General features: G+C 62.8%; 22 protein-coding genes. 7 read left to right on the top strand and 15 right to left on the bottom strand.

The annotated features are described in order from the left end of the window. Nucleotides 1-180: 180 nt before the first annotated feature. The 4 genes from mrdA to GGQ68_RS11480 all read right to left on the bottom strand — a co-directional run bounded on the left by mrdA (nucleotide 181) and on the right by GGQ68_RS11480 (nucleotide 4,704). Nucleotides 181-2,097 carry a penicillin-binding protein 2 gene (mrdA, locus tag GGQ68_RS11465; RefSeq protein WP_183966099.1) on the bottom strand — a complete coding sequence of 639 codons (1,917 nt, stop codon included), beginning with the start codon at nucleotides 2,095-2,097 and terminating at the stop codon, nucleotides 181-183. Between the two features lie 24 nt (nucleotides 2,098-2,121). Continuing rightward, nucleotides 2,122-2,661 carry a rod shape-determining protein MreD gene (locus GGQ68_RS11470; protein WP_183966101.1) on the bottom strand — a complete coding sequence of 180 codons (540 nt, stop codon included), beginning with the start codon at nucleotides 2,659-2,661 and terminating at the stop codon, nucleotides 2,122-2,124. After that, complete coding sequence (gene mreC, locus GGQ68_RS11475) at nucleotides 2,654-3,574, bottom strand: rod shape-determining protein MreC (protein WP_183966103.1); 921 nt, start codon at nucleotides 3,572-3,574, stop codon at nucleotides 2,654-2,656. The genes GGQ68_RS11470 and mreC overlap by 8 nt, the downstream gene beginning before the upstream one ends. Before the next feature lie 83 nt (nucleotides 3,575-3,657). Beyond that, nucleotides 3,658-4,704, bottom strand: coding sequence for a rod shape-determining protein (locus GGQ68_RS11480; protein WP_183966105.1), 1,047 nt, complete (start codon nucleotides 4,702-4,704; stop codon nucleotides 3,658-3,660). A 420-nt stretch (nucleotides 4,705-5,124) separates the two neighbouring features. Here GGQ68_RS11480 and GGQ68_RS11485 point away from each other — a divergent pair, with 420 nt between their 5' ends. From GGQ68_RS11485 to mscL, 4 genes are all read left to right on the top strand, one after another. After that, a complete protein-coding gene (locus GGQ68_RS11485; RefSeq protein WP_183966107.1) occupies nucleotides 5,125-7,632 on the top strand; it encodes a GcvT family protein in 2,508 nt (835 codons plus the stop codon). Nucleotides 7,633-7,640: 8 nt separating this feature from the next. Further along, nucleotides 7,641-8,426: a hypothetical protein gene (locus GGQ68_RS11490; RefSeq protein ID WP_183966109.1), complete on the top strand. Its 786-nt coding sequence runs from the start codon at nucleotides 7,641-7,643 to the stop codon at nucleotides 8,424-8,426. A gap of 72 nt (nucleotides 8,427-8,498) precedes the next feature. Beyond that, nucleotides 8,499-8,948: a YtoQ family protein gene (locus GGQ68_RS11495; protein WP_183966111.1), complete on the top strand. Its 450-nt coding sequence runs from the start codon at nucleotides 8,499-8,501 to the stop codon at nucleotides 8,946-8,948. Nucleotides 8,949-9,074: 126 nt separating this feature from the next. Further along, nucleotides 9,075-9,497 carry a large conductance mechanosensitive channel protein MscL gene (gene mscL / locus GGQ68_RS11500; protein ID WP_183966113.1) on the top strand — a complete coding sequence of 141 codons (423 nt, stop codon included), beginning with the start codon at nucleotides 9,075-9,077 and terminating at the stop codon, nucleotides 9,495-9,497. An 87-nt stretch (nucleotides 9,498-9,584) separates the two neighbouring features. On the opposite strand, the gene GGQ68_RS11505 is transcribed toward mscL, so the two are convergent. After that, nucleotides 9,585-10,043 (bottom strand): Lrp/AsnC family transcriptional regulator, encoded by a 459-nt coding sequence (locus tag GGQ68_RS11505; protein WP_183966115.1) that lies wholly within the window; start codon nucleotides 10,041-10,043, stop codon nucleotides 9,585-9,587. Between the two features lie 165 nt (nucleotides 10,044-10,208). Between GGQ68_RS11505 and ald the strand changes: the two genes are divergently transcribed. Beyond that, nucleotides 10,209-11,330 carry an alanine dehydrogenase gene (gene ald, locus GGQ68_RS11510; protein WP_183966117.1) on the top strand — a complete coding sequence of 374 codons (1,122 nt, stop codon included), beginning with the start codon at nucleotides 10,209-10,211 and terminating at the stop codon, nucleotides 11,328-11,330. A gap of 93 nt (nucleotides 11,331-11,423) precedes the next feature. Here the strand turns inward: ald and ccoS are convergent, their stop codons facing one another. The 5 genes from ccoS to GGQ68_RS11535 form a co-directional block, all read right to left on the bottom strand. Further along, nucleotides 11,424-11,591 (bottom strand): cbb3-type cytochrome oxidase assembly protein CcoS, encoded by a 168-nt coding sequence (gene ccoS / locus GGQ68_RS11515; RefSeq protein ID WP_183966119.1) that lies wholly within the window; start codon nucleotides 11,589-11,591, stop codon nucleotides 11,424-11,426. Between the two features lie 11 nt (nucleotides 11,592-11,602). After that, nucleotides 11,603-13,783 carry a heavy metal translocating P-type ATPase gene (locus tag GGQ68_RS11520; protein WP_183966121.1) on the bottom strand — a complete coding sequence of 727 codons (2,181 nt, stop codon included), beginning with the start codon at nucleotides 13,781-13,783 and terminating at the stop codon, nucleotides 11,603-11,605. Nucleotides 13,784-13,842: 59 nt separating this feature from the next. Continuing rightward, nucleotides 13,843-14,322: a FixH family protein gene (locus GGQ68_RS11525; protein WP_246429339.1), complete on the bottom strand. Its 480-nt coding sequence runs from the start codon at nucleotides 14,320-14,322 to the stop codon at nucleotides 13,843-13,845. Further along, nucleotides 14,322-15,746, bottom strand: a complete 1,425-nt coding sequence (gene ccoG / locus GGQ68_RS11530; RefSeq protein WP_183966123.1) for a cytochrome c oxidase accessory protein CcoG — start codon at nucleotides 15,744-15,746, stop codon at nucleotides 14,322-14,324. The genes GGQ68_RS11525 and ccoG overlap by 1 nt, the downstream gene beginning before the upstream one ends. Nucleotides 15,747-15,841: 95 nt before the next feature. Next, nucleotides 15,842-16,717 carry a LysR substrate-binding domain-containing protein gene (locus GGQ68_RS11535; RefSeq protein ID WP_183966124.1) on the bottom strand — a complete coding sequence of 292 codons (876 nt, stop codon included), beginning with the start codon at nucleotides 16,715-16,717 and terminating at the stop codon, nucleotides 15,842-15,844. A 111-nt stretch (nucleotides 16,718-16,828) separates the two neighbouring features. Here GGQ68_RS11535 and GGQ68_RS11540 point away from each other — a divergent pair, with 111 nt between their 5' ends. Then, the gene (locus GGQ68_RS11540; protein ID WP_183966126.1) at nucleotides 16,829-16,996 is read left to right on the top strand and encodes a hypothetical protein; all 168 of its coding nucleotides are present in this window, start codon (nucleotides 16,829-16,831) and stop codon (nucleotides 16,994-16,996) included. A gap of 252 nt (nucleotides 16,997-17,248) precedes the next feature. Here the strand turns inward: GGQ68_RS11540 and GGQ68_RS11545 are convergent, their stop codons facing one another. From GGQ68_RS11545 to ccoN, 5 genes are all read right to left on the bottom strand, one after another. Further along, nucleotides 17,249-18,715, bottom strand: a complete 1,467-nt coding sequence (locus GGQ68_RS11545; RefSeq protein ID WP_183966128.1) for a sensor domain-containing diguanylate cyclase — start codon at nucleotides 18,713-18,715, stop codon at nucleotides 17,249-17,251. A gap of 143 nt (nucleotides 18,716-18,858) precedes the next feature. Beyond that, the gene (gene ccoP / locus GGQ68_RS11550; protein ID WP_183966130.1) at nucleotides 18,859-19,758 is read right to left on the bottom strand and encodes a cytochrome-c oxidase, cbb3-type subunit III; all 900 of its coding nucleotides are present in this window, start codon (nucleotides 19,756-19,758) and stop codon (nucleotides 18,859-18,861) included. A gap of 13 nt (nucleotides 19,759-19,771) precedes the next feature. Further along, nucleotides 19,772-19,984 (bottom strand): cbb3-type cytochrome c oxidase subunit 3, encoded by a 213-nt coding sequence (locus tag GGQ68_RS11555; RefSeq protein ID WP_183966132.1) that lies wholly within the window; start codon nucleotides 19,982-19,984, stop codon nucleotides 19,772-19,774. 10 nt (nucleotides 19,985-19,994) lie between these two features. Then, nucleotides 19,995-20,774, bottom strand: a complete 780-nt coding sequence (gene ccoO / locus GGQ68_RS11560) for a cytochrome-c oxidase, cbb3-type subunit II (protein WP_183966134.1) — start codon at nucleotides 20,772-20,774, stop codon at nucleotides 19,995-19,997. Nucleotides 20,775-20,786: 12 nt separating this feature from the next. Continuing rightward, nucleotides 20,787-22,400 (bottom strand): cytochrome-c oxidase, cbb3-type subunit I, encoded by a 1,614-nt coding sequence (gene ccoN / locus GGQ68_RS11565; protein WP_183966136.1) that lies wholly within the window; start codon nucleotides 22,398-22,400, stop codon nucleotides 20,787-20,789. Nucleotides 22,401-22,611: 211 nt separating this feature from the next. Between ccoN and GGQ68_RS11570 the strand changes: the two genes are divergently transcribed. Continuing rightward, a complete protein-coding gene (locus tag GGQ68_RS11570) occupies nucleotides 22,612-23,454 on the top strand; it encodes a universal stress protein (protein WP_183966138.1) in 843 nt (280 codons plus the stop codon). The last annotated feature ends 46 nt before the right edge of the window (nucleotides 23,455-23,500 follow it).

Raw genomic sequence — 23,500 nt, forward strand, 5'->3', positions numbered from 1 at the left:
GGATGCCTGTGTGGTCAGGGCGCGCAGATGTTCCGATGGAAACCGCTTTCGCGGCTGCGCGCACAGCCCGGATGGGTGACGCCATGGCATGATGCATGTGCCGAGCGGCAGACGGCTCTGCCGCCAAGCCATGACAGACGCGTGTCCTCGTGGCAGGGGGCACCCCACAAATCCGGCGCGTCATGCACGGCTCGCGCTTTGGTCGCGGCGTTGCTGGCGTTCTCGGGCGAGCCGTTCCTGCTGCGCCTTGATCTGGCTGCGGTCCTTTGACGGGTAGGCGTCCAGCGGCGGGTCGCCATTGTACAGTGCCTGAAGCGTCACATCGCGTGCGATGGGCGCTGCGGTCTTTGACCCGCCGACGCCGTGTTCCACCACGACGGACACCGCGATGCGCGGGTTGTCGTAGGGGGCGAAGTTCACGAACAACGCGTGGTCGCGGTCTTCCCAGGGGTCGGCCTCCGAGGTGATGCGGGAGACCACCTGCGCGGTGCCGGTCTTGCCCGCCAGCCGCATACCGTCGGCGATGATTCGCGTGCGGTAGGCCGTGCCGCGCCGGTCGTTGGACACGGCGTACATACCGCCTTGTACCATCTTCAGATGGTTTGGGTTCAGCCCCAGATCCTCGCCGCCCATATGCGGCGTCTCGATGCCGTCGATGGAACGCACAAGCCGGGGGCTGACCGAGCGCCCGGTGGCGACACGCGCCGTCATCACCGCCAGCTGCACGGGGGAGGCGAGTACAAAACCTTGGCCGATGGCCGCGTTGACGCTGTCACCGATGACCCAATTTGCGCCACGCTCGCGTTCTTTCCAGGCCTTGTCCGGCACAAGACCGGAGGTGACGGCGGACATGGGAAGCGGCGGTGCTTCGCCCAGACCCAGGCGGCGGGCCATGTCGGCGATGCGCTCGATCCCGACCTTCAGCGCGAGGTCGTAGTAATAGACGTCGCAGGAATGCTTCAGCGACCCTTCGAGGTTGACATGCCCATGGCCGGAGCGTTTCCAGCAGCGGAAGGCGCGGCTGCCGACCTCGTAGCTGCCAGAACAATAGACGGTTTCATCGGGGCCTATCAGACCGGCATCCAGCGCCGCCAGCGCGGTCACCATCTTGAACGTCGAACCGGGCGGGTAGGCGTCCTGTACCGTCTTGGAGGCCAGCGGACGGTGGTCGTTCTGGTTCAGCGCATCAAAGGCGGTGTGGGAAATCCCCCGTACAAACAGGTTCGGATCGTAGGAGGGGGCAGAGGCACAGGCAAGAATGTCGCCTTTGGTCAGGTCGATCACCACGACAGAGGCGCTTTCTTCGCCCAGACGTGCCTGCACATAATCCTGCAGCTCCGTGTCGATGGTCAGCTGGATGTCGGAGCCGGAGGTGCCCTCGCGGCGGCCCAGCTCTCGCATCACGCGGCCCACGGCGTTGACCTCCACCTGTTTGGTGCCAGCCTCACCGCGCAGCATTTCCTCGTGCTTTGATTCAACGCCGACCTTGCCCACCTGGAAGCGCGGGATTTTCAAAACGGCGGGCGGGTCTTCGTAACGGCTCAGATCGCGTTCAGACACCGGGCCCACGTAGCCCGCAACATGGGCGAAGAGATCGCCATGAGGATAGAGGCGCGACAGACCGACCTCCGTGGTGATGCCGGGCAGGGCGGGTGCGTTGACTGCGACGCGAGAGATATCTTCCCACGAGACACGTTCTGCGATGGTGACCGGGAAGAAGGGCGGCGTGCGCTCCATCTCTGCAAAGGCGCGGTTGAGGTCGTTTTCGTCCAGTTCGATCAATTGGCTGAGCCGCCCGATGACATCGGCAACGTCGCCGGCGTCCTCACGTTTCATCGTGATGCGGTAGGTCGGTTCATTGTCCGCGACCACCACGCCGTTGCGGTCAAAGATGCGCCCGCGTGCAGGGGGCAGCAGATCGAAACGGATGCGGTTTTCTTCGGCGAGCAGGCGGAATTCGTCGGCCTGATCCACCTGAAGGTGGTGCATGCGAAAGCCCAGCACAGAGGCGAGGCTCATTTGAAGGCCGCCTAGAATCAGCCCGCGGCGCGAAATGCGGCGGGCGCTGTCGGCGGTTTCCTTGGGGCTGCGTCTCATGGTGATGTCCGGCGGTTTAGTGGGTCAAAGGCTGCGTCCGGCGTGATCGTATTCCCCCGGCGCAGAGCGTCTGACGCCAAAGGCGATATAGGACACGGCGGTCACGAGCGGATAAGCCATCACGGTCATACCATATTGAATCACGCTTAGGGACAGCATTCCCTCAGATATCATCAAGATTGCGAGAGTCAGCCGATAGAGCACGGTGATCGTCAGCAAGGCCGTGGCAAAGGCCAGCCATTCCGCGACAAAGGTATTTTTGCGCAGATCCCGGGCCCGTGATTTCAGGAACTCTGCCGCCAGCAGCACCAGTAGCGACCAAAGGCCAGGCGGACGCTGCAACAGCAGATCGCACAGCAACATCACGCCGGCGATGGACAGGGCAGGGACGTAATCGGGACGTCTGAGCGCCCAGGCCAGCGTCAGAGCGGTCAGAATATCCGGCCCGGCCAGGCCCGCAGGCAACATGCGCAGGGGCAGCAGGTGCACAAAGATGATCAGCAGCGCCAGCGCCGGATACAGCGCGCGCAAGGTCCAGAGGCGGGCGGGACTGTTCTCAGCCATCGGAGGCGGGCGCTTCGACGGGGGCTGGCTCGGGCGGGGCGGAATCCGGCAGGTCCTCGGGCAGAATCAGCCCGGACGGGTTGGAGACGCGACGCGCACCATGATCGCGCAGGACGCGCAGGAATTCGAGCCGCTCGTAGTCGGCAGCAAGGCGCACGCGCAGGCGGCCTCCGGGGTCTTCCGCGACCTGGCCGATCAGCAGACCGGGGGGGAAGACCTCGCCGTCGCCGGTGGTGACGATGCGGTCACCGGGGCGGACGAGGTCGGGGTTTTCCAGAAAGTCGATGGGAGGCGCGGCGGTGTTGTCACCCGCGATCAGCGCGCGCTGGCCGGAGGGCTGGATTTCGGCCGGAATGCGGCTGGTGGCATCGGTGAGCAGAATCACCCGGCTGGTGTTGCGGCCGACGCCCGACACGCGGCCCACAAGGCCGATGCCATCCATCGTTGCCCAGCCATCCACGATGCCATCGCGGGAGCCGACGTTGATCAACGCCGATTGCCGAAAGGGGGAGCCGGAATCGGCCAGAACCACGGCGGTGATATAGGTCAGTCGCGGATCGAGGCGCACGTTGTTCAGATCGCGCAGGCGGGCATTTTCCTGCTCCAATTGCAGGGCGGCCTCTTTCCACGCGGTCATCTGGCGCAGCTCGCGGCGCAGCTCGTCGTTTTGCTGACCCAGCCGCTTGTAGCTTTGCACATCCCGCACCAGCTTGATCGTGCCGGTGACCGGGGCCATGGCCCAATCCATGTTGGGCACAACGCGGTCGATGACCTGCGCACGAAACCGTTCCATGCGCGGGCTGTCGATACGCCAGAGCAGGAAGATGCCCAGCAGCACAATGACCAGCACCGCGAGAAGCAAACGCTTCAGCGGTGTGGTGAAATCATCGGAGTTTGAGCGGTCGCTGGCCATGGGGCAGGTTACCGAAACCGGAGGGCATGTCGCAAGGCGGGCGGAAGGGGCGCAGGGTCAAAGATGAGGAACGCCCCCTGTGATCAGCTGTCGTAGTCGATGGCGTGACGCAGGAGCTTTTCGTACTCCAGAGCTTTTCCAGTGCCGAGTGCCACGCAGTTGAGCGACTCGTCCGCGATGGACACGGCAAGGCCGGTCTGTTCGCGCAGGGCAAGGTCGAGATCGCCGAGCAGCGCGCCGCCTCCGGTAAGCATGACGCCACGGTCGACAATGTCGGCGGCGAGGTCAGGCGGGGTCGCTTCGAGCGCCTGCATGACCGCGTCGCAGATCGACTGAACCGGCTCTGCGAGGGCTTCGGCGATTTGCGCCTGGCTGATTTCGGTTTCCTTGGGCACGCCGTTGAGCAGGTCGCGACCGCGTATCTGCATCGAGGAGCCGCGCCCGTCGTCGGGCATACGTGCCGTGCCGATGGAGGTCTTGATCCGCTCGGCCGTGGATTCGCCCACCAGCAGGTTTTGCTGACGGCGCAGGTAGTTGATGATCGCCTCGTCCATGCGGTCGCCGCCGACACGCACGGAACGCGCATAAACGATGTCACCGAGCGACAGAACGGCCACTTCGGTCGTGCCGCCACCTATATCGACCACCATGTTGCCCGTGGGATCGGTGATGGGCATGCCCGCACCGATGGCGGCCGCGATGGGTTCCGCGATCAGCCCTGCCTTGCGCGCACCCGCGCTGAGGACAGACTGGCGGATGGCGCGCTTTTCAACGGGGGTCGCGCCGTGCGGCACGCAAACGATGATCTTAGGCTTCGAGAAGGTGGAGCGGCGATGCACCTTGCGGATGAATTCCTTGATCATCGCCTCGGCGGTGTCGAAATCGGCAATGACACCTTCGCGCATCGGGCGGATCGCCTCGATGGAGCCGGGCGTGCGGCCCAGCATCAGCTTGGCGTCCTCGCCCACGGCGAGCACCTTTTTCTGACCGTCCTTGATATGATATGCGACGACGGAGGGCTCCGACAGGACGACGCCCTTTCCCTTGACGTAGACCAGCGTGTTCGCGGTCCCGAGGTCGATGGCCATGTCCGAAGAGAACATGCCCAGGAGTCCATCCATGCCAAACATTGTCTACTGCCTCATTGCGCCGAGTGCGCCGGTAAGCGGATCTTCCGGTCGCCTATTGCCTGAAGGGCCGCCACCCCGTTTGGGGTGCAACCGCTGCCCTTATAGGCGTGGGCCACGGCAGGCGAAAGGGGCGGTTCCGGCTAAATCAGCGGGGAATTGCCGCATAATGCGCGTACTGGCTGCGGGACTACCGTTTACAGCACCATCGCCAGTCGTTTCACGGGCTGGGTGCGATCCGGGATCGTTGCCGACTTTTTGTAACGCTGCATTTCGCGGCACCGGCCCGCGGTGGGCTGTTCTCCGCCGTCGTCCTTCTGTCCCGCTGTCGGTTTTGAGCATCCAGAAGTCGGGCACGATCTTCGTTCAGACGCCGTTAGGGTCATAACGGGTAAAAGTGAATCGCAGCCGGAGCCTCGCCCGATGAAAACACATGTCAAAGCCCTCGTCGTTGGTGGTGGTGCCGTTGGCACCTCCATCGCGTACCATCTCGCCAAGGCGGGCTGGGACGACGTCATGCTCCTGGAGCGTGACGAGCTGACGTCCGGCTCCACCTGGCACGCGGCAGGTCTGCTGCCGTATTTCAACATGTCCTTTGCCACGACCCACATCCACGATTATTCGATCAAGTTCTATAAGACGCTTGAGGAAGAAACCGGGTTGGATGCGGGCTTTTTCATCGTCGGCAACCTGCGCATGGCACAGACCAAAGAGCGCATGGACGAATACATGGTCTATGCCACCACGGCGGAAACCTGCGGTGTGCCTTACGAATGGATGACCCCCGCGCAGATCAAGGAGCGGTGGCCGCTGGTCAATGTCGAGGGCCTCGAAGGCGCGATCTATCACCCGACCGACGGCTACATTAACCCCGCTGACGTCACCATGGCGATGGCCAAGGGCGCCCGTCAGCGCGGTGTCGTGATCGAGCGCAAGTGGCAGGTGGACGGCTACGAGTGGACTGGCTCCGAGTGGAAGGTCACGCTGACCAAGATGGGGGAGAAGGGCGGCAACCTCGTGCCGACCGAAGAGACCCAGGTCATCACTGCTGAACACGTCGTGACCGCCACCGGCAACCACGCGCAGCGCACGGCGAAGCTGCTGGGCATCAAGATCCCCGCCATCCCGGTGGAGCACCAGTTCATCGTCACCGAGCCAGACCCCGAGCTGGTGAAATACCGCGAAGCCGGCAACGAGCAGCATCCTGTTCTGCGGGATGCGGACGCCAAGTGGTACGTGCGCGAAGAGCGCGGCGGCTGGATCCTTGGCCCCTATGAGCTGAACGCGCCTGCCTGCTTCCAATATGGTGTGCCGGACAGCTTCCGCGCGGACCTCTTCCCGCTCGATCTGGAGCGGATCGAGGAGGAATACATGTCGATGATCGAGCGTATCCCCTCGACCGAGACTGTCGGCCTGAAGGACGATTTCAACGGTCCGATCTGCTACACGCCGGATGGCAACCCGCTGATCGGCCCCGCGCCGGGTCTGCGCAACATGTGGCTGGCAGAGGGCTTCTCCTTTGGCATCACCGCCGCCGGTGGCGCGGGCTACTACCTTGCGCAGATGATGGTCGAGGGTGAGGCCGACATCGACATGGCATCGCTCGACCCCAAGCGCTTTGGCGACTGGCAGACCATCGACTGGGCCGTGGAGAAGAACGAAGAATCCTACGAGCACGTCTACATCCTGCACCACCCCGATGAGGAACGCCCGGCGGCCCGCCCGCTGCGCACGGCTCCGGCCTATGAGCGTCAGAAGGCGCTTGGGGCGCAGTTCGGCTGTGTCAACGGCTGGGAGCGTCCGAACTATTACGGTCCGCTCGACGCGCCGGAGAGCTTTGACCACGACGCGCGGTCCTTCCGTCGCGGCGGCTGGTGGAAATACGCCATGGAAGAGGCCAAGGCGATCCGTGAAGGCGTGGGCCTGATCGACGCCACAGCCTTTGCCAAGCACACCGTGCGCGGCAACGGGGCGACCGAGTTCCTCGATCAGTTCACCTGCAACAAGCTGCCGAAAATCGGCCGTATCAACCTGACGTACGCGCTGACGTCCGCAGGGACCACGCGGACCGAATACACCATCGTCCGCAATGGCGAGAATGACTACTATCTGGTGTCTGCGGGTGCTTGGCAGGCCTATGACCACGATTACCTGGTGAAGGCGGCCGAGGACTTCATGGAGCAGACCGGCAAGCTGGTCATCATCCAGGACGTGACGACTCAGTGGGGTGTCTTTGCCATCGCCGGGCCGAAAACCCGTGATGTGCTCAACGAGGTCATCCGCGACGCCGATCCGGCGACCGCGCTGTCCAACAAGCGCTTCCCCTGGCTGTCGGCGCGTCAGATCGAACTGGGCATGTGCCCGGTCAACGCGATCCGCGTGGCCTACACCGGTGAGCTCGGCTGGGAATTGCACCACCCGATCGAAATGCAGGCTTACCTGTGGGATCTGCTGATGAAGGCGGGCGAAAAGCACGGTCTGAAGCCGGTTGGCGCGCGCGCTCAGAACTGGTTGCGTCAGGAGAAAAGCTACCGAGCGTTTGGCAACGAGTTGGGTCGTGATGCGACACCGGCGGAGGCCGACCTGCCGCGCTTCATCGACAACTCGAAAGAGTTCTACGGCAAGGCCGAGATGGAAGCCAAAGGCGTGCGTTCCAAGTGCTGCACCCTGCTGATCGAAGGGCCGGAGGATGCTGATCCGTGGGGCCGCGAAGTGCTGTACACGCCAGAGGGCGAGCGCGTCGGGCGTCTGACGTCGGGCGGCTATTCGGTGGCGTTCGAGCAAAGCATCGGCATGGGCTACATCAAGCCCGAGCTTGCGGTCGAAGGGACGAAGCTTAAGGTCAAGATGTTTGACAAGCTTTGGGATGCAACGGTCACATGCGACAGCCCCTACGATCCGAAGAACGAAACCATCCGCAAGGACGGCTGAAGGGCGGCGTGCCAACGCGTCTGATCCTCAGTCTTGTGCTGGCCGTCGCCCTTGTGGCGGCGGCCTTCGCGTCTGTGAACCCGGCCACGCGTGCGGCGCAGGGCTATGCCCGCCAGATCGCCGCCACAAGTGCGGGCACCTACCTGACGCTGCGCACGCTGAATGCGTTTCTGTCCACCGCCCAGGAGGTGGAGGTCGGCGGCAGCCTTGTGGTCCAGGGCACGGCGCAACCTTTGAAATGGCTGGAACCTGTCGATGACACCGTGGAGCGCGTGGCGCAGGTGGTGTTCGTGGTGATGGTCGCGACCGGGGTCCTGTCGGTGGCGCTGGTGCCGGTGACCGGGCTTGGCTGGGCGATGCTGGCGGGGGCGGCTGCCGTGGCGCTGTTCGCCAGAAGGCACGCGGTTGCCGGGCGTATTGCCAGAGCGCTGGGACTGTACGGCGTGCTCTTTGGCGCGATGCTGCCGATTGCACTGATCCTGTCGTCGGCGCTGGCCGATCGGATGACTGCGCAGGTGTGGGAAGACCATTCGGCGGTCATCGCCGAGATCTCGGCGGACGTAGGGCCCGCGCTGGCCAGCGAAGAGGCGGGCGGCATGATGGCCGCGCTGCAACGGGCGGGCAGCGATTTGGACCGCTATCGCACGATGGCTGTGGCGATTTATGAGCGGTCGGACGAGTTGGTCAGCAGTTTGTTGGCGCTGGTCTCTGTCTTTGTGTTCAAGCTGTTTGTTTTGCCTGCGCTGTTGCTGGGGGCAGGGTGGGGCGTATTGCGCGCCTGTCTCCGGCCGTGAGGACTGGATGAACCGATTGGATGCCATTGCAGGACGGGCTAATGTCCGCGCGATAGCGAAGGAGATGATGAAATGACGTTGAAGGTTTATCTGTCGGGCGAGATTCACACCGATTGGCGCGACCAGATCATGAACGGCGCGGCGAGCCTTGGCATCGAGTTTGACGCGCCCGTGACCGACCATGCGGCCAGCGACGATTGCGGAGTCGCGATCCTTGGGGCCGAGGACGACAAGTTCTGGCATGACCGCAAGGGCGCGCAGATGAACGCCATTCGCACCCGGCGCGGGATCGAGACGGCGGACGTGGTCGTGGTACGCTTTGGCGACAAGTACAAACAGTGGAACGCGGCTTTTGATGCCGGAATGGCGGCGGCGCTGGGCAAGTCGTTGATCATCTTGCAGCCCGAAGAGCACGACCATGCGCTGAAGGAGGTGGATGCCGCGGCGCTCGCCGTGGCCCGCACACCACAGCAAGTGGTGCAGATCCTGACCTATGTGATCAACGGCACGCTGCCCTCCTGAGCGTTGCCCGTCAACAAAGAGGTGTCGCAAAAGCCGGTTTTCATCTGGGGGCCGGCCTTTGATCACGCTAAAAGCGTGACGTAATCCGGCGCGAAGACGTCGGCCGGGACATGTGGGGATTGATACATGATTAACGAATTCAAGGATTTCATCGCCAAGGGAAATGTCATGGACATGGCCGTGGGGATCATCGTGGGCGCGGCCTTTACGGGGATCGTGCAGTCTTTGGTGGGGGATATCATCAACCCGATCATTGCGCTGTTCACCGGTGGGATTGATTTCTCGGGCTGGTTCTATGCGCTCGACGGTGAGACCTATGCCTCGCTGGAGACGGCGATGGAGTCCGGGGCGCCGGTCTTTGCGGTGGGTAAGTTTACAATGGCGGTGATCAACTTCTTCATCATCGCCTTTGTGGTGTTCATGTTGGTGAAGATGGTGAACCGGATCAAGGCGGCGGCCGAGAAGCCGGACGAGGTTGCACCTGACGTACACAGCGGCCCGTCGCAACTGGACGTGTTGCTGGAGATCCGAGACGCTTTGAAAAAGTGACGGCATCGGGACGCATTCGTGAACACCAGTGATGCGCTGTTACGGAAAGGTCGGGGAGAGGTCCCCGGCCTTTTTGTTGCGTCTGCGTCAGACTGGCAGGGCTGTGGTCTTGAACACCGTGCGCAGCGCAAAGGATGATTGCATCTGGGCGACGCCGGGCAGGCGCGTCAGGTATTGGCGATGGATGCGTGCGAAATCCTCCGTGTCCTGGGCGATCACCTTCAGGATGTAGTCGGCGGTGCCCGCCATCAGGTGGCATTCCAGAACGGCGGGAACGCGCTGCACGGCGGTTTCAAAGGCATCAAGAACGTCGTCCGCCTGCGTCGAGAGCGTGATCTCTACAAAGACCGTGGTCGGCAGGCCCATCTTTCGCGCATCGACGAGGGCCACATAGTCGCGAATGTAGCCGTCGGTTTCGAGCCGCTGCACCCGGCGATGACAGGCGGAGGCGGACAGATTGACATGCTCCGACAGCTCGGCGTTGGACATGCGCCCTTTGCGCTGAAGCACCTTGAGGATGCGCCGATCTGTCTCGTCTAGCGTCATTTGCGAAGAATCCTCCGGCCAAAGCGGTTTCACGTCGAAGGATCGTGCGCCCTGTGGCGCGGTATTGACCGTGTTTCGAAGCTATTTGCAAGGGGGCTGTGTCACGCTTTGCCGCAATACAACCAAGGCCACAAGGCCATCATTTCGCACCAACAGGAGCTTATCATGCTGATCGGATGCCCGACAGAGATCAAACCGCAGGAATTTCGCGTAGGCGTCACACCCGCTGCCGCACGAGAGGCCGTGACCCATGGTCATGACGTTCTGATCCAGTCTGGTGCAGGTGTCGGGGCGGGTTTCTCTGACGAGGATTACAGCGCGGTCGGTGCCCGGATTGCCACGACGGCGGCGGAGGTTTTTGCCGAGGCGGAAATGGTCGTGAAGGTAAAGGAACCGCAGGCGGCGGAGCGCGCCATGCTGCGCAAGGGCCAGCTGTTGTTCACCTATCTGCATCTGGCCCCCGATCCCGACCAGACGCGCGATCTGCTGGCATCCGGCGCGACATGCATTGCCTACGAGACCGTGACCGATGCCCGTGGCGGCTTGCCGCTGCTGGCGCCCATGTCCGAAGTCGCAGGCCGTTTGGCGCCGCAGATGGGCGCTTGGTCACTGCAAAAGGCCAACGGTGGGCGCGGTGTGCTGATGGGGGGCGTGCCGGGCGTCACACCGGCAAAGGTCGCGGTGATCGGTGGCGGCGTGGTGGGCACCTTTGCCGCACGTGTGGCCGCTGGAATGGGCGCGGATGTCACGGTGCTGGACCGCTCCTTGCCGCGGATGCGCTACCTTGACGATACGTTCGGGAACGTCTTCCGCACGCGCTACGCCTCTGGCGAGAATACCGCCGAGATGGTGGCCGAGGCCGACATGGTGATTGGTGCGGTTCTGGTGCCCGGTGCCGCCGCGCCCAAGCTGGTGTCGCGCGCGCAATTGGCGACGATGAAGCCCGGCGCGGTGATCGTCGATGTGGCCATTGACCAGGGCGGTTGTTTCGAGACCTCCAAGGCCACGACGCACCAGGATCCGATCTACGAGGTGGATGGTGTGGTGCATTACTGCGTGGCGAACATGCCGGGCGCCGTTGCGCGCACGTCGACCATTGCGTTGGGCAATGCGACGATGCCCTACATGCTGGCTTTGGCGGACAAGGGGTGGCGCACTGCCTGCAAGGCGGACGCGCATCTGGCAGCAGGTTTGAACGTGCACGCAGGCCAGTTGACCAATGCGCCGGTCGGCGAGGCGCTGGGCATCGAAGCCATCACGCCGGCGATGGCGCTGAGCCATGCTTGATTGAATGTGGGGCGCTTGCTGCGCCTCGTGACCTTCTGGGGTTCTACGCAAGTGATGAAGCAAGGGCGCACTGGTGGGTGCGCCTTTTTGCTGTCAGGCGTCAGGAGGTTTCGGTTTGTCGTCGTATTCGCCGGACAGGATGCGCCGCGCATCGCCTTCGGGGTCGTCGTACTGGTTCGACCGGATCGTGAAGATAAAGAACAGCAGGCCCATGCCGCCGAGGATCAGTGAGATCGGGATGAGGTAGGTGAGGATGTTCATGCGGGCTCCTTTCAGCGCAGGCGCAGCGCGTTGAGCGAGACGGTAATCGAACTGGACGACATGGCCAGTGCGGCGATGAGCGGGGAGCATAGACCGGCCACCGCCAGCGGCACGGCGATGATGTTGTACCATGTGGCAATGGTGAAGTTTTCGCGGATGCGTTGCGTGGCTTTGGCCGCCGTGGTCAACGCATCAGGGATCGGGGCGAGGCTTTGGCCCAGCAGGACGATATCAGACGCGACGCGCGCAGCGTCCAGCGCCGAGGCGGGGGAAATCGAGGCATGGGCCGCGGTCAGTGCTGCGGTGTCGTTGAGGCCGTCGCCGATCATCAGCACCTTGGCGCCTTTGTCGGTCAAGGCCTGAATGCGTTGGGCTTTGTCCTGTGGAAGGGCTTCGGCCACCCATTGCGTGATGTTCAGCCGTTTTGCGAGGGTTTCGACCGGGCTGGTGGTGTCGCCCGACATGAGGATCACGGACTTGCCTTGGGCTTGCAGGGCCGCGACGGCCTCTGCCGCGCCGTCGCGCAGGCGGTCGGTGAAGAGGAATGGCTGTGGCTTGGCGCTGCCGATCTGGAGCCACGCGGCGGTTTGGTCGGTCGCTGTGCCGCCGACCCACGATGCCCGGCCAAGGCGCATGGTCTGACCGCGCCATTGGCCTTCTGTGCCGAAACCGGGGACTTCGCGCAGGTCGGTGACCTCGGCCGGGGCGATATCCTGCGTGGCTTGCGCGATGGCGCGCGAGAGCGGGTGGTTGGAGCCTTGAGACAGGGCCTGTCCGATCGCGAGATCGGCGCTGGTAAAGTCATTACGGTTGGTCAGTTCGGGCGTGCCCGAGGTCAGCGTGCCGGTCTTGTCGAAGACGACGGTGTCGACCTCGGCCAGTCGTTCCAGCGCGGTAGCGTCCTTGATGAGCAGGCCTTTGCGGAAAAGGCGGCCAGACGCAGCCGTGGTGACCGCCGGAACCGCCAGACCCAGAGCGCAAGGGCAAGTGATGATGAGAACGGCGGCGGCGATGTTGAGCGCGACGCGCAGGTCGCCGCTGTAGGCAAGCCAGCCGAGAAAGGCGAGGGCAGACAGGATGTGTACGCCCGGCGCGTAAAGCTTGGCCGCGCGGTCGGCCAGAGAGGTGTAGCGGGACCGGCCGGATTCCGCGATGGCCACCAGATCAGCCATGCGGTGCAGGGAGGTGTCGCGGCCCACGGCAGTGGCGCGCACGGTGAGCGGGCTGGTCAGGTTGACCTCTCCCGCGCTGACGTTTCGTCCCGGTTGGGCGAGCACGGGCAGCGTTTCCCCAGTCAGCAGCGCCCGATCAAGTTCGCTCGTGCCCTCGGTGATTTCGCCGTCCACGGGCATCCGACCGCCCGGGCGGACGAGGATCAGGTCGCCGCGTTTGAGGTCGGCAACGGCGACGGTTTCCTCACCCGTGTCAGTCAGGCGGGTGGCGCGGGGCACTTCGAGGGCGGCCAGTTCCTCGGCCGCGGAGCGCGCAACGGAGCGGGTCCGGTGGTCCAGATACCGCCCGGTGAGCAGGAAAAACGTCAACGTGATGGCGGCGTCGAAGTAGGCGTGTTCGCCCGACAGCGAGGTTTCGTACAGCGAGGTGACAATCGCCAGCGCAATGGCGAGGCTGATTGGCACGTCCATGTTGAGGTGCCCGGCCTTCAGCGCGGTCCAGGCGTTGCGAAAAAACGGCTGGCCAGAGAAGGCGATCGCAGGCAGCACGATGGCGGCGGAGATCCAGTGAAACATATCGCGCGTTTCGCCCGCTGCGCCGGACCAGACAGCGATGGACAGCAACATGACGTTCATGGCGGCGAATCCGGCCACGGCAAGACGCATCAGCAGGTCGCGCCCGGCGCGGTCCGTTGCCGTCGCAGCCAGCGCGGTGGTGTCGAGTTCATGCGCCTCAAAGCCTGCGGCTTCGACCACCGGGACGAGGTCCGCGGCGGTCAGATCTGGGGTGGCCTCGATATTGACGCGTTTCAGCGTCAGATTCACCCGCGCAGAGCGGACGCGTGCATCGGCCTTCAGCGCGCGTTCCACAGAGGACATGCAGGCGGCGCAGTGGATCGTCGGCAGCGAAAGGATGATGTGCGTCTCTGTCGGGGCCTGATATTCGGCAAGCTTTTCGGCCGCAGGCGCGGCGGCGCAGGCGGGGCAGGCAGAGGCGGGGGGGCGCATCATGGCGGTCATAGGTGTCGTCCGCGAAAGTGTGGGTTGGCCGGGGAATATCCCCGACCCGTGGGGGCCTGTCAGCGACCCATTGTCATCTCGAGGCGCTGTTCAAAGACGGTGCCATTTTCGGCCCGCGCCTTGATCCACAGATCCCAGTTGCCCGGTGCAAGGTCCGCATCGGCCACATAGGCGGTGCCGTCCCAATCGAAGGCGGGGCTTATGTCATCGACCACGTTGGTCGGGCGGCCCAGGGTGGTCTCCAGGCTGGTCACACGGACGGGATAGCCCTTGGCGTCGTTGATGGTGAGAACAACGCGACCGTCTTGCAGACGCGCGGCAACCTCCCAGCCCAGGGCCAGCTGCGCGTCGCGGCGGGTGTCAAAGGTCTGGGAGGCGAGATAGGAATTGTCGCTCTCCAGCCCCGGAAACGTGCGCACGGCGTTCACGGCCAAGGCGATGTTCACGCTGATGATGATGCCAAAGGCACCGACGAAGCCCGCCAGGACATGCCAGCCCTTGATACGAAATCCGGTGTCTTTCGGGTCAGTGGTCATCATCAATTTGTCCGTCCGTTGAAAATGGTGTCGGTGTGCGCCCGGTCGCCGTTGGTCAGATCTTCGACCCAGAAGCGGAATTCCGTGCGCTCGGCCTCTGCCGCGTCGGAGCCGCTGGGCGCCAGCACATAGACCCGGGTAAGGTAAGTTTCGTTCGCCGGAACGTCCACTGTCTCGTAAGGTGTCCCCTCGACCTGAACACGCAACGCGCTGTCGCCGGTCAGGGTGATGCGGAATGGGCGATCCTCGCCGTGCTTGTTCAACAAGCGCACATCATAGGTGTTGCGGATCGTGCCGTCGGACAGCGTGACAAAGGTCGGATTGCGCACCGGAGCGACCGTCATCTCGATCTCTGGCCGAATGAACAGCGCAAAGACAAGGCCGATGCCCACCAGGCTCCAGAGCGTGGTGTACAGGATGGTACGGGGGCGGAAGACGTGTTGCCAGATGGGGCGAGGCGCATGGCCCGCACGCTCACGAGGTTCGTCCGAAAACGCAAGATAGTCGATCAGGCCGCGCGGCTTGCCCAGCTTTTCCATAACGTCGTCGCACGCATCAATGCACAGCGCGCAGGTGATGCATTCCATCTGCTGCCCGTCACGGATGTCGATCCCCACTGGGCAGACGTTCACGCAGGCATTGCAGTCAATGCAATCGCCGAGGCCTTCTCGGGATTTGCCTTTGCCCCGCGGTTCGCCCCGCCATTCGCGGTAGCCCACGGTCAGCGTGTCCTCATCCATCATGGCCGCCTGAATGCGGGGCCACGGGCAGGCATAGATGCAGATCTGTTCACGCGCAAAGCCGCCAAAGAAGAAGGTGGTCAGTGTCAGGAACAGCATCGTCGTGTAAGCGACGGGATGCGCGTTGAGCGTCACCAGATCGCGCAGCAGGGTGGGCGCGTCGGCGAAGTAGAACACCCATGCGCCGCCGGTGGCGAGGCCGATCAGAAACCAGGTGACCCATTTGGTGAGCCGCAGGCGGACCTTGCGAAAATCCAGTTTCTTTTGGCGATGAAGGCGCAGGCGCGCGTTGCGGTCGCCCTCGATCCAGCGTTCCACCAGAATGTAGAGGTCGGTCCATACGGTCTGCGGGCAGGCATAGCCGCACCAGACGCGGCCAAGAGCGGACGTGAAAAGAAACAGCCCAAGCCCGGCCATGATCAGCAGCCCCGCGACGAAGTAGAACTCGTGCGGCCAGATCTCGATCCAGAAGAAGAAGAAGCGGCGGTTGGCCAGGTCGATCAGCACCGCCTGGTCCGGCAGTTGCGGACCACGGTCCCAGCGGATCCACGGCGTCAAGTAATAGATACCCAAGGTGAAGATCATCAAGATCCACTTGAGATTGCGGAAGTTCCCCGAAACGCGACGCGGGAATATAGGTTCACGCGAGGCGTAAAGCGAAGGCGCAGGAGAGTTGTTGTCTGACACGGGGGGAATCGCTCCGTAAGGACGTATTTTCAGGCCCGTTCTCACAGAGCTGCGCTTGCCCGGCTTTGACCTGAATCAATAACTGACTCTGTGATCTAGGTTTTTGCCGCTTCGCGTCGGAGCCATGTCAGAAAGGCTTTCAGCGGAGGGCGTGCGACACCGGGGCGGGTGACGATCCAGTAGCCTTTGGACCGTGTGTCCTCGAACAGAACGCGCAGGCGTCCAGCGGCGATATCGGGTTCCGCAAACACGCGAGCGAGGATGGCGATGCCCTGGCCCTGACGGGCGGCTTCCAGCATCAGGTTTCCGGGCAAGCTGGTGTACCCAAGGCCGCTGTCCCGCTCGATACCGTATTGTGCGAACCAGGAGGTGGCTTCGTTGGTGCCGAACTCTTGCAGCCAGTGAAACCCCTGAAGATCCGCAGGCGTGTCGATGCGGCGGTCGTCGATCAGGCCAGGGGCGGCGACGATCGCAATGGGGGAGCGGACGAACAGCTCTGCCTCCAGCCCCGGCCAGTCGCCATTGCCGTAGCGCAGCGCCATGTCGATGCCGCCGGGTGAAAGCGGGCGCAAATCAGCGGACGGGTCGATCATCAGGCTGATCGCCGGGTGGGCGGCGCGAAAGCTGGCCATGCGGGGCAGCAACCAGGCAGAGGCGAAGGTTGGGGTGGTCGACAGTTGCAACGCGCGTTCTGCGTCTGCCCCGGTCAGGGCCTCGACGGCGGCAGAAATCTGGCCGAAGCCTTCGTCGAGGGCACGGGCGAGGATCTCGCCATCCGGTGTCAGGGACATGCGTCGCCCACGGCGTTCCAGCAAGGCGATCCCCATGTGCTTTTCGAGCACGCGCAACTGCTGGCTGATCGCGGCATGGCTGACATTCAACGCAGCCCCGGCGGTGCTGACAGAGCCGCTGCGGGCATAGGCCGCAAAGGCGCGGAGGGCGGAAAGCGGGGGCAGGCGGTGCCAGTCCATGAGATGCCTTATGTAATTCAAGCTTACAAAGCGGATGTCTTGTTGGCTGGCATGAAAAGCCGTTCTGCGTCAAGTCTGGAGCCATCGGATCGCCACGGACAGGAGGCAATGATGTTCGGAATTCTTGCAAAGACTGCGCTGATCGCAACACGGATGACCGGTCTTGAAGAGCCGGTCGCCCCGCATCGTCTGCGGGCGGACCTGCCGAAGCTCGGGCTACGGGAACAGACGCGTCCGGGTCGTCGAGCGGTCGAAAACTCGGATGGTGGTGATGATTGATCCTGTGCTGCTTCGCGCCCTTCAGTTGAAGGACCCGGAAACGCAGCGGCTTTGGCTTCGGCTGGTGCGCCGGTCCAGGCTGCGTTGAATCTAGCTAATAAAAAACGCCGGTGTCCCAGGAAACGCGCGAACAGGACAGGACACCGGCGCATACACCCCGATCTTGCCATCGGGTGTCTGTTTGGGCGGGGGAGGATCCCGTGCCCTAGGCGTTGAATACGTCAGGTCTGTCTGGATGGGCCTTGACGTAAATCAAGTTGCTGTCGCGCTGTGAAGTTTTTTCGGCAAAATCGCTTTGGTCTGCGGGGATGTCACAGTCGGCAGGTTCATCCCGGAAATGAAGCCGTTGCTGGTGACGCAGTTGCGACCGGCGTTCTTTGACGCATAGAGCGAGAGGTCGGCGCATTTCATCCAGGCTTCCGGGCCGGGCAGGTCGGGATCGAGCTCTGCCACACCGAAGCTGGCAGTGACCGCCGGAAGATCGGTCCAGGCGGCGCTGCCCGTGGCGACACATTCGCGCAGACGCTCGGCCTGAATTGCACCTGTGTCGGCGCGGGAGCCTGGCAGGATGATGGCAAACTCCTCGCCGCCGACACGGTAAAGCCGGGCCTGCGCGCCGATGGTGGATTGTACCAATCCCGCGATTTCTGTGAGTACCTTGTCCCCGACATCGTGACCGTAAGAGTCGTTCACGGATTTGAAGTGGTCCACATCCAAAAGGATCAAGGTCGCGGTGGACCCATTCCGGCGCACCAATTGAAACACGGCGTCGAGATCGAGATGGAATTGACGGCTTGAGGCCGCTCCGGTGAGCCAGTCCTCGGTCGCGGCACGTTCCAGCGCGTGAATCTGAGCCTCTTGGGCCAGAAGGTGCGAGACGGCAGTGCCGATGGAGCTGACGAGGTCTTTTTCGCCGGGCGTGTGAGGGGGGCGAGGCAGGGGCGTCAGGAAGCTCAGCACGCCGGCAATCTCTCCGCCAACCACCAAACGCGTGGCGATTGAACCGCGCACGCCGATTCCGGGCAACAGTGGATGGGGTCTGACCATCCCTGCTTCATTGGTCTCCATCAACCCGGGGGCGTGGATCGCGGCAGAACAGTCGTTGTCGACAGCAGGGTAAGCAATTCCCTTGAGCGATGGCGTGAGGGTGGAGCGGGACTGAAACACTTTCAGGACATCCTGCTCCCTCAGCGCCACGAGACCGATGGGCATACAGAGCAATTCGCAGGCGAGGCCAAGCAGATCGTCGATCTTGCCCGACGGGGTCTTTTCCTGATCGCTGAGAATGTCGAACATACGCTGACGTGCGGTTTCGATCTTGTTCGGAAGCGTCTGATCCCGCAGCAGTTTGACGTAACACAACACGGTGTGGTCGGTGCTGAGCACCGGCCATGTCATGACTTCGACCTCTATCAGCAAGCCAGTTTTGTGGACCAAAGCGGTCTGGATGCCGCTGGCAGCTGGAACGCCGATCATGCTTTCGTAAGGGGCGACGCTGCGCCCAAGGGCGGGGCGGCTTTTGTACAGTTGCGCTGCGCTTCTGCCGTGCAAGTCACCGGAGGTGAAGCCGCTCATCGCCTCGAGGGCCACGTTGCACCAAAGCACTTTTTGATTGGCATCCGTGATCAGCACGGCGTCGGGAAAATCCTTGAAAGCCGCCTCCACATGATCGCACGTCAGATCGCATTCGATTTGTGTAATTGAAGGGTTTCCATGCATCGCATCATCTCACTCAATACATTGACGATTTTTTGTCGACATTATTTGAGATTTCGTAAACGACATCGGGATAATTTTATCGAAAAGCCGCCCCCGACGGAGCGGGGACGGCCTGGTTTTGGTCAGCGATGTCTATCGGTGGGTTATTCCGAGGCTTCCCCGCCACCCAAGCCGTGTACATAAAGCGCAACGGCGCGGACCTCAGCTTCGGACAGGTCGGCCCCGCCCATCGGGGGCATTTGGCCGTAGCGCGCGTTCATGACTGTCTCGTAGATGGTGTCGTAGTCACCGCCATACAGCCAGATCTGGTCGGTCAGGTTCGGCGCGCCTTGCATCCGGTCGCCGGTGCCATCTTCGGCGTGGCAGGCGGAGCAGTTGTTCTCAAAGACCACTTGACCGTCAGCAACCAGATCGGGCTCAGGCACATCCATCCCGGACAGGGACATCACGTAGTTGACCACAGAGGCGATCTCGGGCCGTTCCAGCAGGCCGTCACGTCCAAAGGCCGGCATTTGCGACTGGCGCAGCCAATCCTCGTCCGTGGGCTGGCGGATGCCAGTGTGGATCGTGGTGTAGATGTCCTCGATCGAGCCGCCCCAGAGCCATGCGTCGTCTTGCAGGTTCGGATAGCCTTTTGCCCCCGCCGCACCGGAACCATGGCACTGCGAGCACCATGACTTGAAGATCGCGCCGCCCGCATTGTTGGCATAGCGGTGCAGATCGGACCCACTGTCAGAGGCCAGCGCCACGAGATCGGCATTGGCCAGCTCCGCGTTGATCGACGCGTTGGCCTCGTCGGCGCGGGCGATCTCTTCGGCCACCTGTCCTCGGGTGGAATAACCCAGCAACCCGGCGGTCGCGGAGCTGATTCCCGGCCATGCCGGATAGGCGATGGTGTACCCGATGGCCCAGACGATGCAGGCGTAGAAGGTGTACAGCCACCATTTGGGAAGCGGCTTGTTGTATTCCTCGATGCCGTCCCAGCTATGGCCGGTGGTTTCGTAATCGTGGCCCGGCTTGATGTTTTTCTTGTCGTCGCTCATCGAATGAGCCTCCTTAAGTGTCGGACGGGTCGGCTGCGGCGGGGCGATCTGCCCCGTCCTCCGCAGCGGGCCTGTCATCGTGCCGGAAGGGGATATTTGCCGCGTCGCTCTGGCCGGTGCGTGATCCGGGCAGCAAAGCCCAGATCACAGCGGCAGAGAAGAAGACGAACATCGCGAGCAAACCCCAGCTGTCGGCGAAGTGGCGCAGGAAATCATAAGTGCCCATATCGCCCTCCTTAGCGGCTTGCGTCGGGTGTGAAGGTCGAGAAGTCGACCAACGTGCCCAGCATCTGAAGATAGGCAATCAGCGCATCCATCTCGGAGACGCCCGGCTCCCCATCGAAGTTACGGATGTTGATCTCGGGCGACCCGAAACCTTCGGAGTACCGCGCCTGAAGGTCGTCGTATCCTGCACTGTCGGGATCGCCCTGTGCCAGGAAGTCCGCGCGGGAGCTTTCCAGCATTTCCTCGGTATAGGGCACGCCGACCATGGCGTTGGTGGCCATGATGTCACCGATGGCCTCCGCATGGATCATGCCGCTTGCAAGGCTGACGCCATCGTCCAGCATCCGGTCCGACAGGAAGCCATATTTCGGCATCACCGATTCCGGCACCACGGATTGCGGGTCGGTCAGGTGATCGACGTGCCACTCATCGGAGTAGCGGCCGCCCAGACGGGCCAGGTCCGGCCCGGTGCGTTTCGACCCCCACTGGAAGGGGTGGTCGTACTTGCTTTCAACTGCCAGCGAGTAGTGGCCGTAGCGTTCGACCTCGTCGCGCATCGGACGGATCATCTGGCTGTGACAGTTGTAGCACCCTTCGCGCAGGTAGATTTCCTTGCCCGCCAGTTCCAGCGGGGTGTAGGGGCGCATGCCCTCCACATCCTCGATGGTGTTTTCGAGGTAGAAGAGCGGCACGATCTGTACCAGCCCGCCAATGGTCACCACAAGAAAGGCAAAGACGGCCAGCAGGGTGACGTTTTTTTCCAGGATCGCGTGTTTGTTGAGAATACCCATGATCGCTGCTCCTTATTCAGCCGGAGTCGCGGCATGTGCGGCGGCAGTGCTTGCCTCCACAGCAGGCGAGCGACGCGCGGTCATGTAGAGGTTGTAGCACATGATGAGAGCGCCGGAGACATAGAGCAGGCCGCCCACCGCACGTACGATGTACATCGGAAGCTTGGCGCTGACGGTGTCGGCAAAGGAGTTCACGAGGAAGCCATTTGCATCCACTTCACGCCACATCAGACCTTCCATGATGCCGGTCACCCACATGGCGGCGGCGTAGAAAACGATGCCGATGGTGGCGAGCCAGAAGTGCCAGGAGACCAGCGACAGCGAGTACAGGCGCTCACGGTTCCAAAGCTTGGGCACCAGATAATACAGCGCGCCGAAGGTGATCATGCCGTTCCAGCCAAGCGCGCCGGAGTGGACGTGACCGATGGTCCAGTCAGTGTAGTGCGACAGCGAGTTGACCGCGCGGATCGACATCATCGGCCCTTCGAATGTGGACATGCCGTAAAAGCCGACAGAGATCACCATCATGCGGATCACCGGGTCGGTGCGCAGCTTGTCCCATGCGCCGGACAGCGTCATCAGGCCGTTGATCATGCCGCCCCAGCTGGGCATCCACAGCACGATCGAGAACACCATCCCAAGGGTCGCGGCCCAGTCTGGCAGCGCGGTGTAGTGCAGGTGGTGCGGGCCGGCCCAGATGTAGAGAAAGATCAGCGCCCAGAAGTGGATGATCGACAGCTTGTAGCTGAACACCGGACGTTCGGCCTGCTTCGGAATGAAGTAGTACATCATGCCGAGGAAGCCCGCGGTGAGGAAGAAGCCCACGGCGTTGTGACCGTACCACCACTGCACCATCGCGTCTTGGACGCCAGAGAACACCTGCACCGACTTTGACCCCCAGATGGAGACCGGGATGGCGAGGTTGTTAAAGATGTGCAGCATGGCAACGGTGATGATGAAGGACAGGTAGAACCAGTTCGCCACGTAGATGTGCGGCTCCTTGCGCTTCACGATGGTGCCGACGAAGACGAGGAAGTAGGCGACCCAGACGATGGTCAGCAGCCAGTCGACGTACCATTCGGGTTCCGCGTATTCCTTGCCGTGCGTCGCGCCGAGGATGTAGCCGGTCGCGGCCAGCACGATCACCAGCTGGTAGCCCCAGAAGACGAACCAGGCGAGGTTGCCGCCCCAAAGCCGCGCCGCCGAGGTGCGTTGCACCACGTAAAACGACGTGGCGATCAGCGCGTTGCCACCAAAGGCGAAAATCACGGCGGAGGTGTGCAGCGGCCGCAAACGGCCAAAGTTCATGTAGCCCTCGGCCCAATCGAAATTCAGCACCGGAAAGGCAAGTTGGGTGGCGATGAACGTGCCGGCAAGAAAGCCGACCACGCCCCACAGCGCGGTTGCAACGACGCCAAAGCGGATGACGCCGTCCATATATTGTGTTTGATCGACAGGCTTGACCGGTTCGTCGGTATTCCGAAGAATGATGACGAAGGCGATTGCGGCGGCCAGCATGACTGTCAGCGCGTTCACCAGGTAAGCCACATCCTGTGCAAAATTGGCTGCAACCGCGGCAAAGATCGCGATCACGCCAAGCACGATGAGCTTGAGGTAGTTCTGCATGTTTCGTCCCTTTGTCTGACCCGTTCCAGATCCCTGCGATTCGAGAGACCGCTCGGGCGGTTTTTTAGACTGCGCCCCTCTTGCCGCGTTTTGGCCAAAGTGATCTTTGATCTGCATCAATCGAAGCGGACGAGTTGTTTGACGCGGGTCAATGTGTGCCGAAGCAGGCGGCGTTACGATGTGGCTGAGTTCGAACAGGAGATCACCGGACATGGCTTACAAGACGCTGCTGACCGTCGTCACGGATCAGGAATTGATCGCACCCACTCTGAACGCCGCCATCGCGATGGCCGAAGCATTTGACGCCCATCTGGATGTGATGTGCCTTGGCGTGGACCGCACACAGACCGGCTATTACTACGCCGGGGCCGATGCGATGGTGCTACAGGAATCCCTGTCCCGCGCCACCACGGAGGCTGAAGAGCTGGTCGCTGATGCGCGCCAGATTCTTGGCCGCTCGGACGTGCGCTGGGCGGTCGATCACGGTGTGGCACAACTGGCCGACGTAGGCCGCCACGTGGCGGCGCGGGCGCGGTTTGCGGATCTTTGCATCCTTCCGCAGCCTTACGGCGATGGGCGCGGAGTTGAGCTGGAACCGACGTTGGAGGGTGCGCTGTTTGAGGGCGGGGTGCCTGTCATCGTCAGTCCGGCGGCGCCCGTCTCTGCCACGACCGCACCCAAACGTATCGTTCTGGGCTGGAACGAAAGCAGCGAGGCGTTGCGGGCCGCGCGCTGTGCCCTGCCGATGCTGAAGACGGCGGATGTCGTGCATGTGGTGGTCATCGACCCTCCGCAGCATGGGCCGAACCGTTCCGATCCCGGCGGGATGCTGTCGCAATATCTGGCACGGCACGGGGTAAAGACCGAGATCGACGTGCTGTCCAAAACCATGCCGCGTATCTCGGATGTGCTGACGCGCCACGCCGCCGACGTGGATGCCGATATGGTGGTGATGGGGGCCTACGGGCACTCGCGCTTCCGTGAGTCGATCCTTGGCGGGGCAACCCGGCACATGCTGGAAAAAGCGACCTTGCCGGTGATGATGGCCCACTGAGGGCACCGGTCAATCAGCCTCCCGTTCAGACGGGGCCGCGCAAATG

It is taken from the genome of Sagittula marina, assembly GCF_014196795.1.
Lineage (GTDB): Bacteria > Pseudomonadota > Alphaproteobacteria > Rhodobacterales > Rhodobacteraceae > Sagittula > Sagittula marina.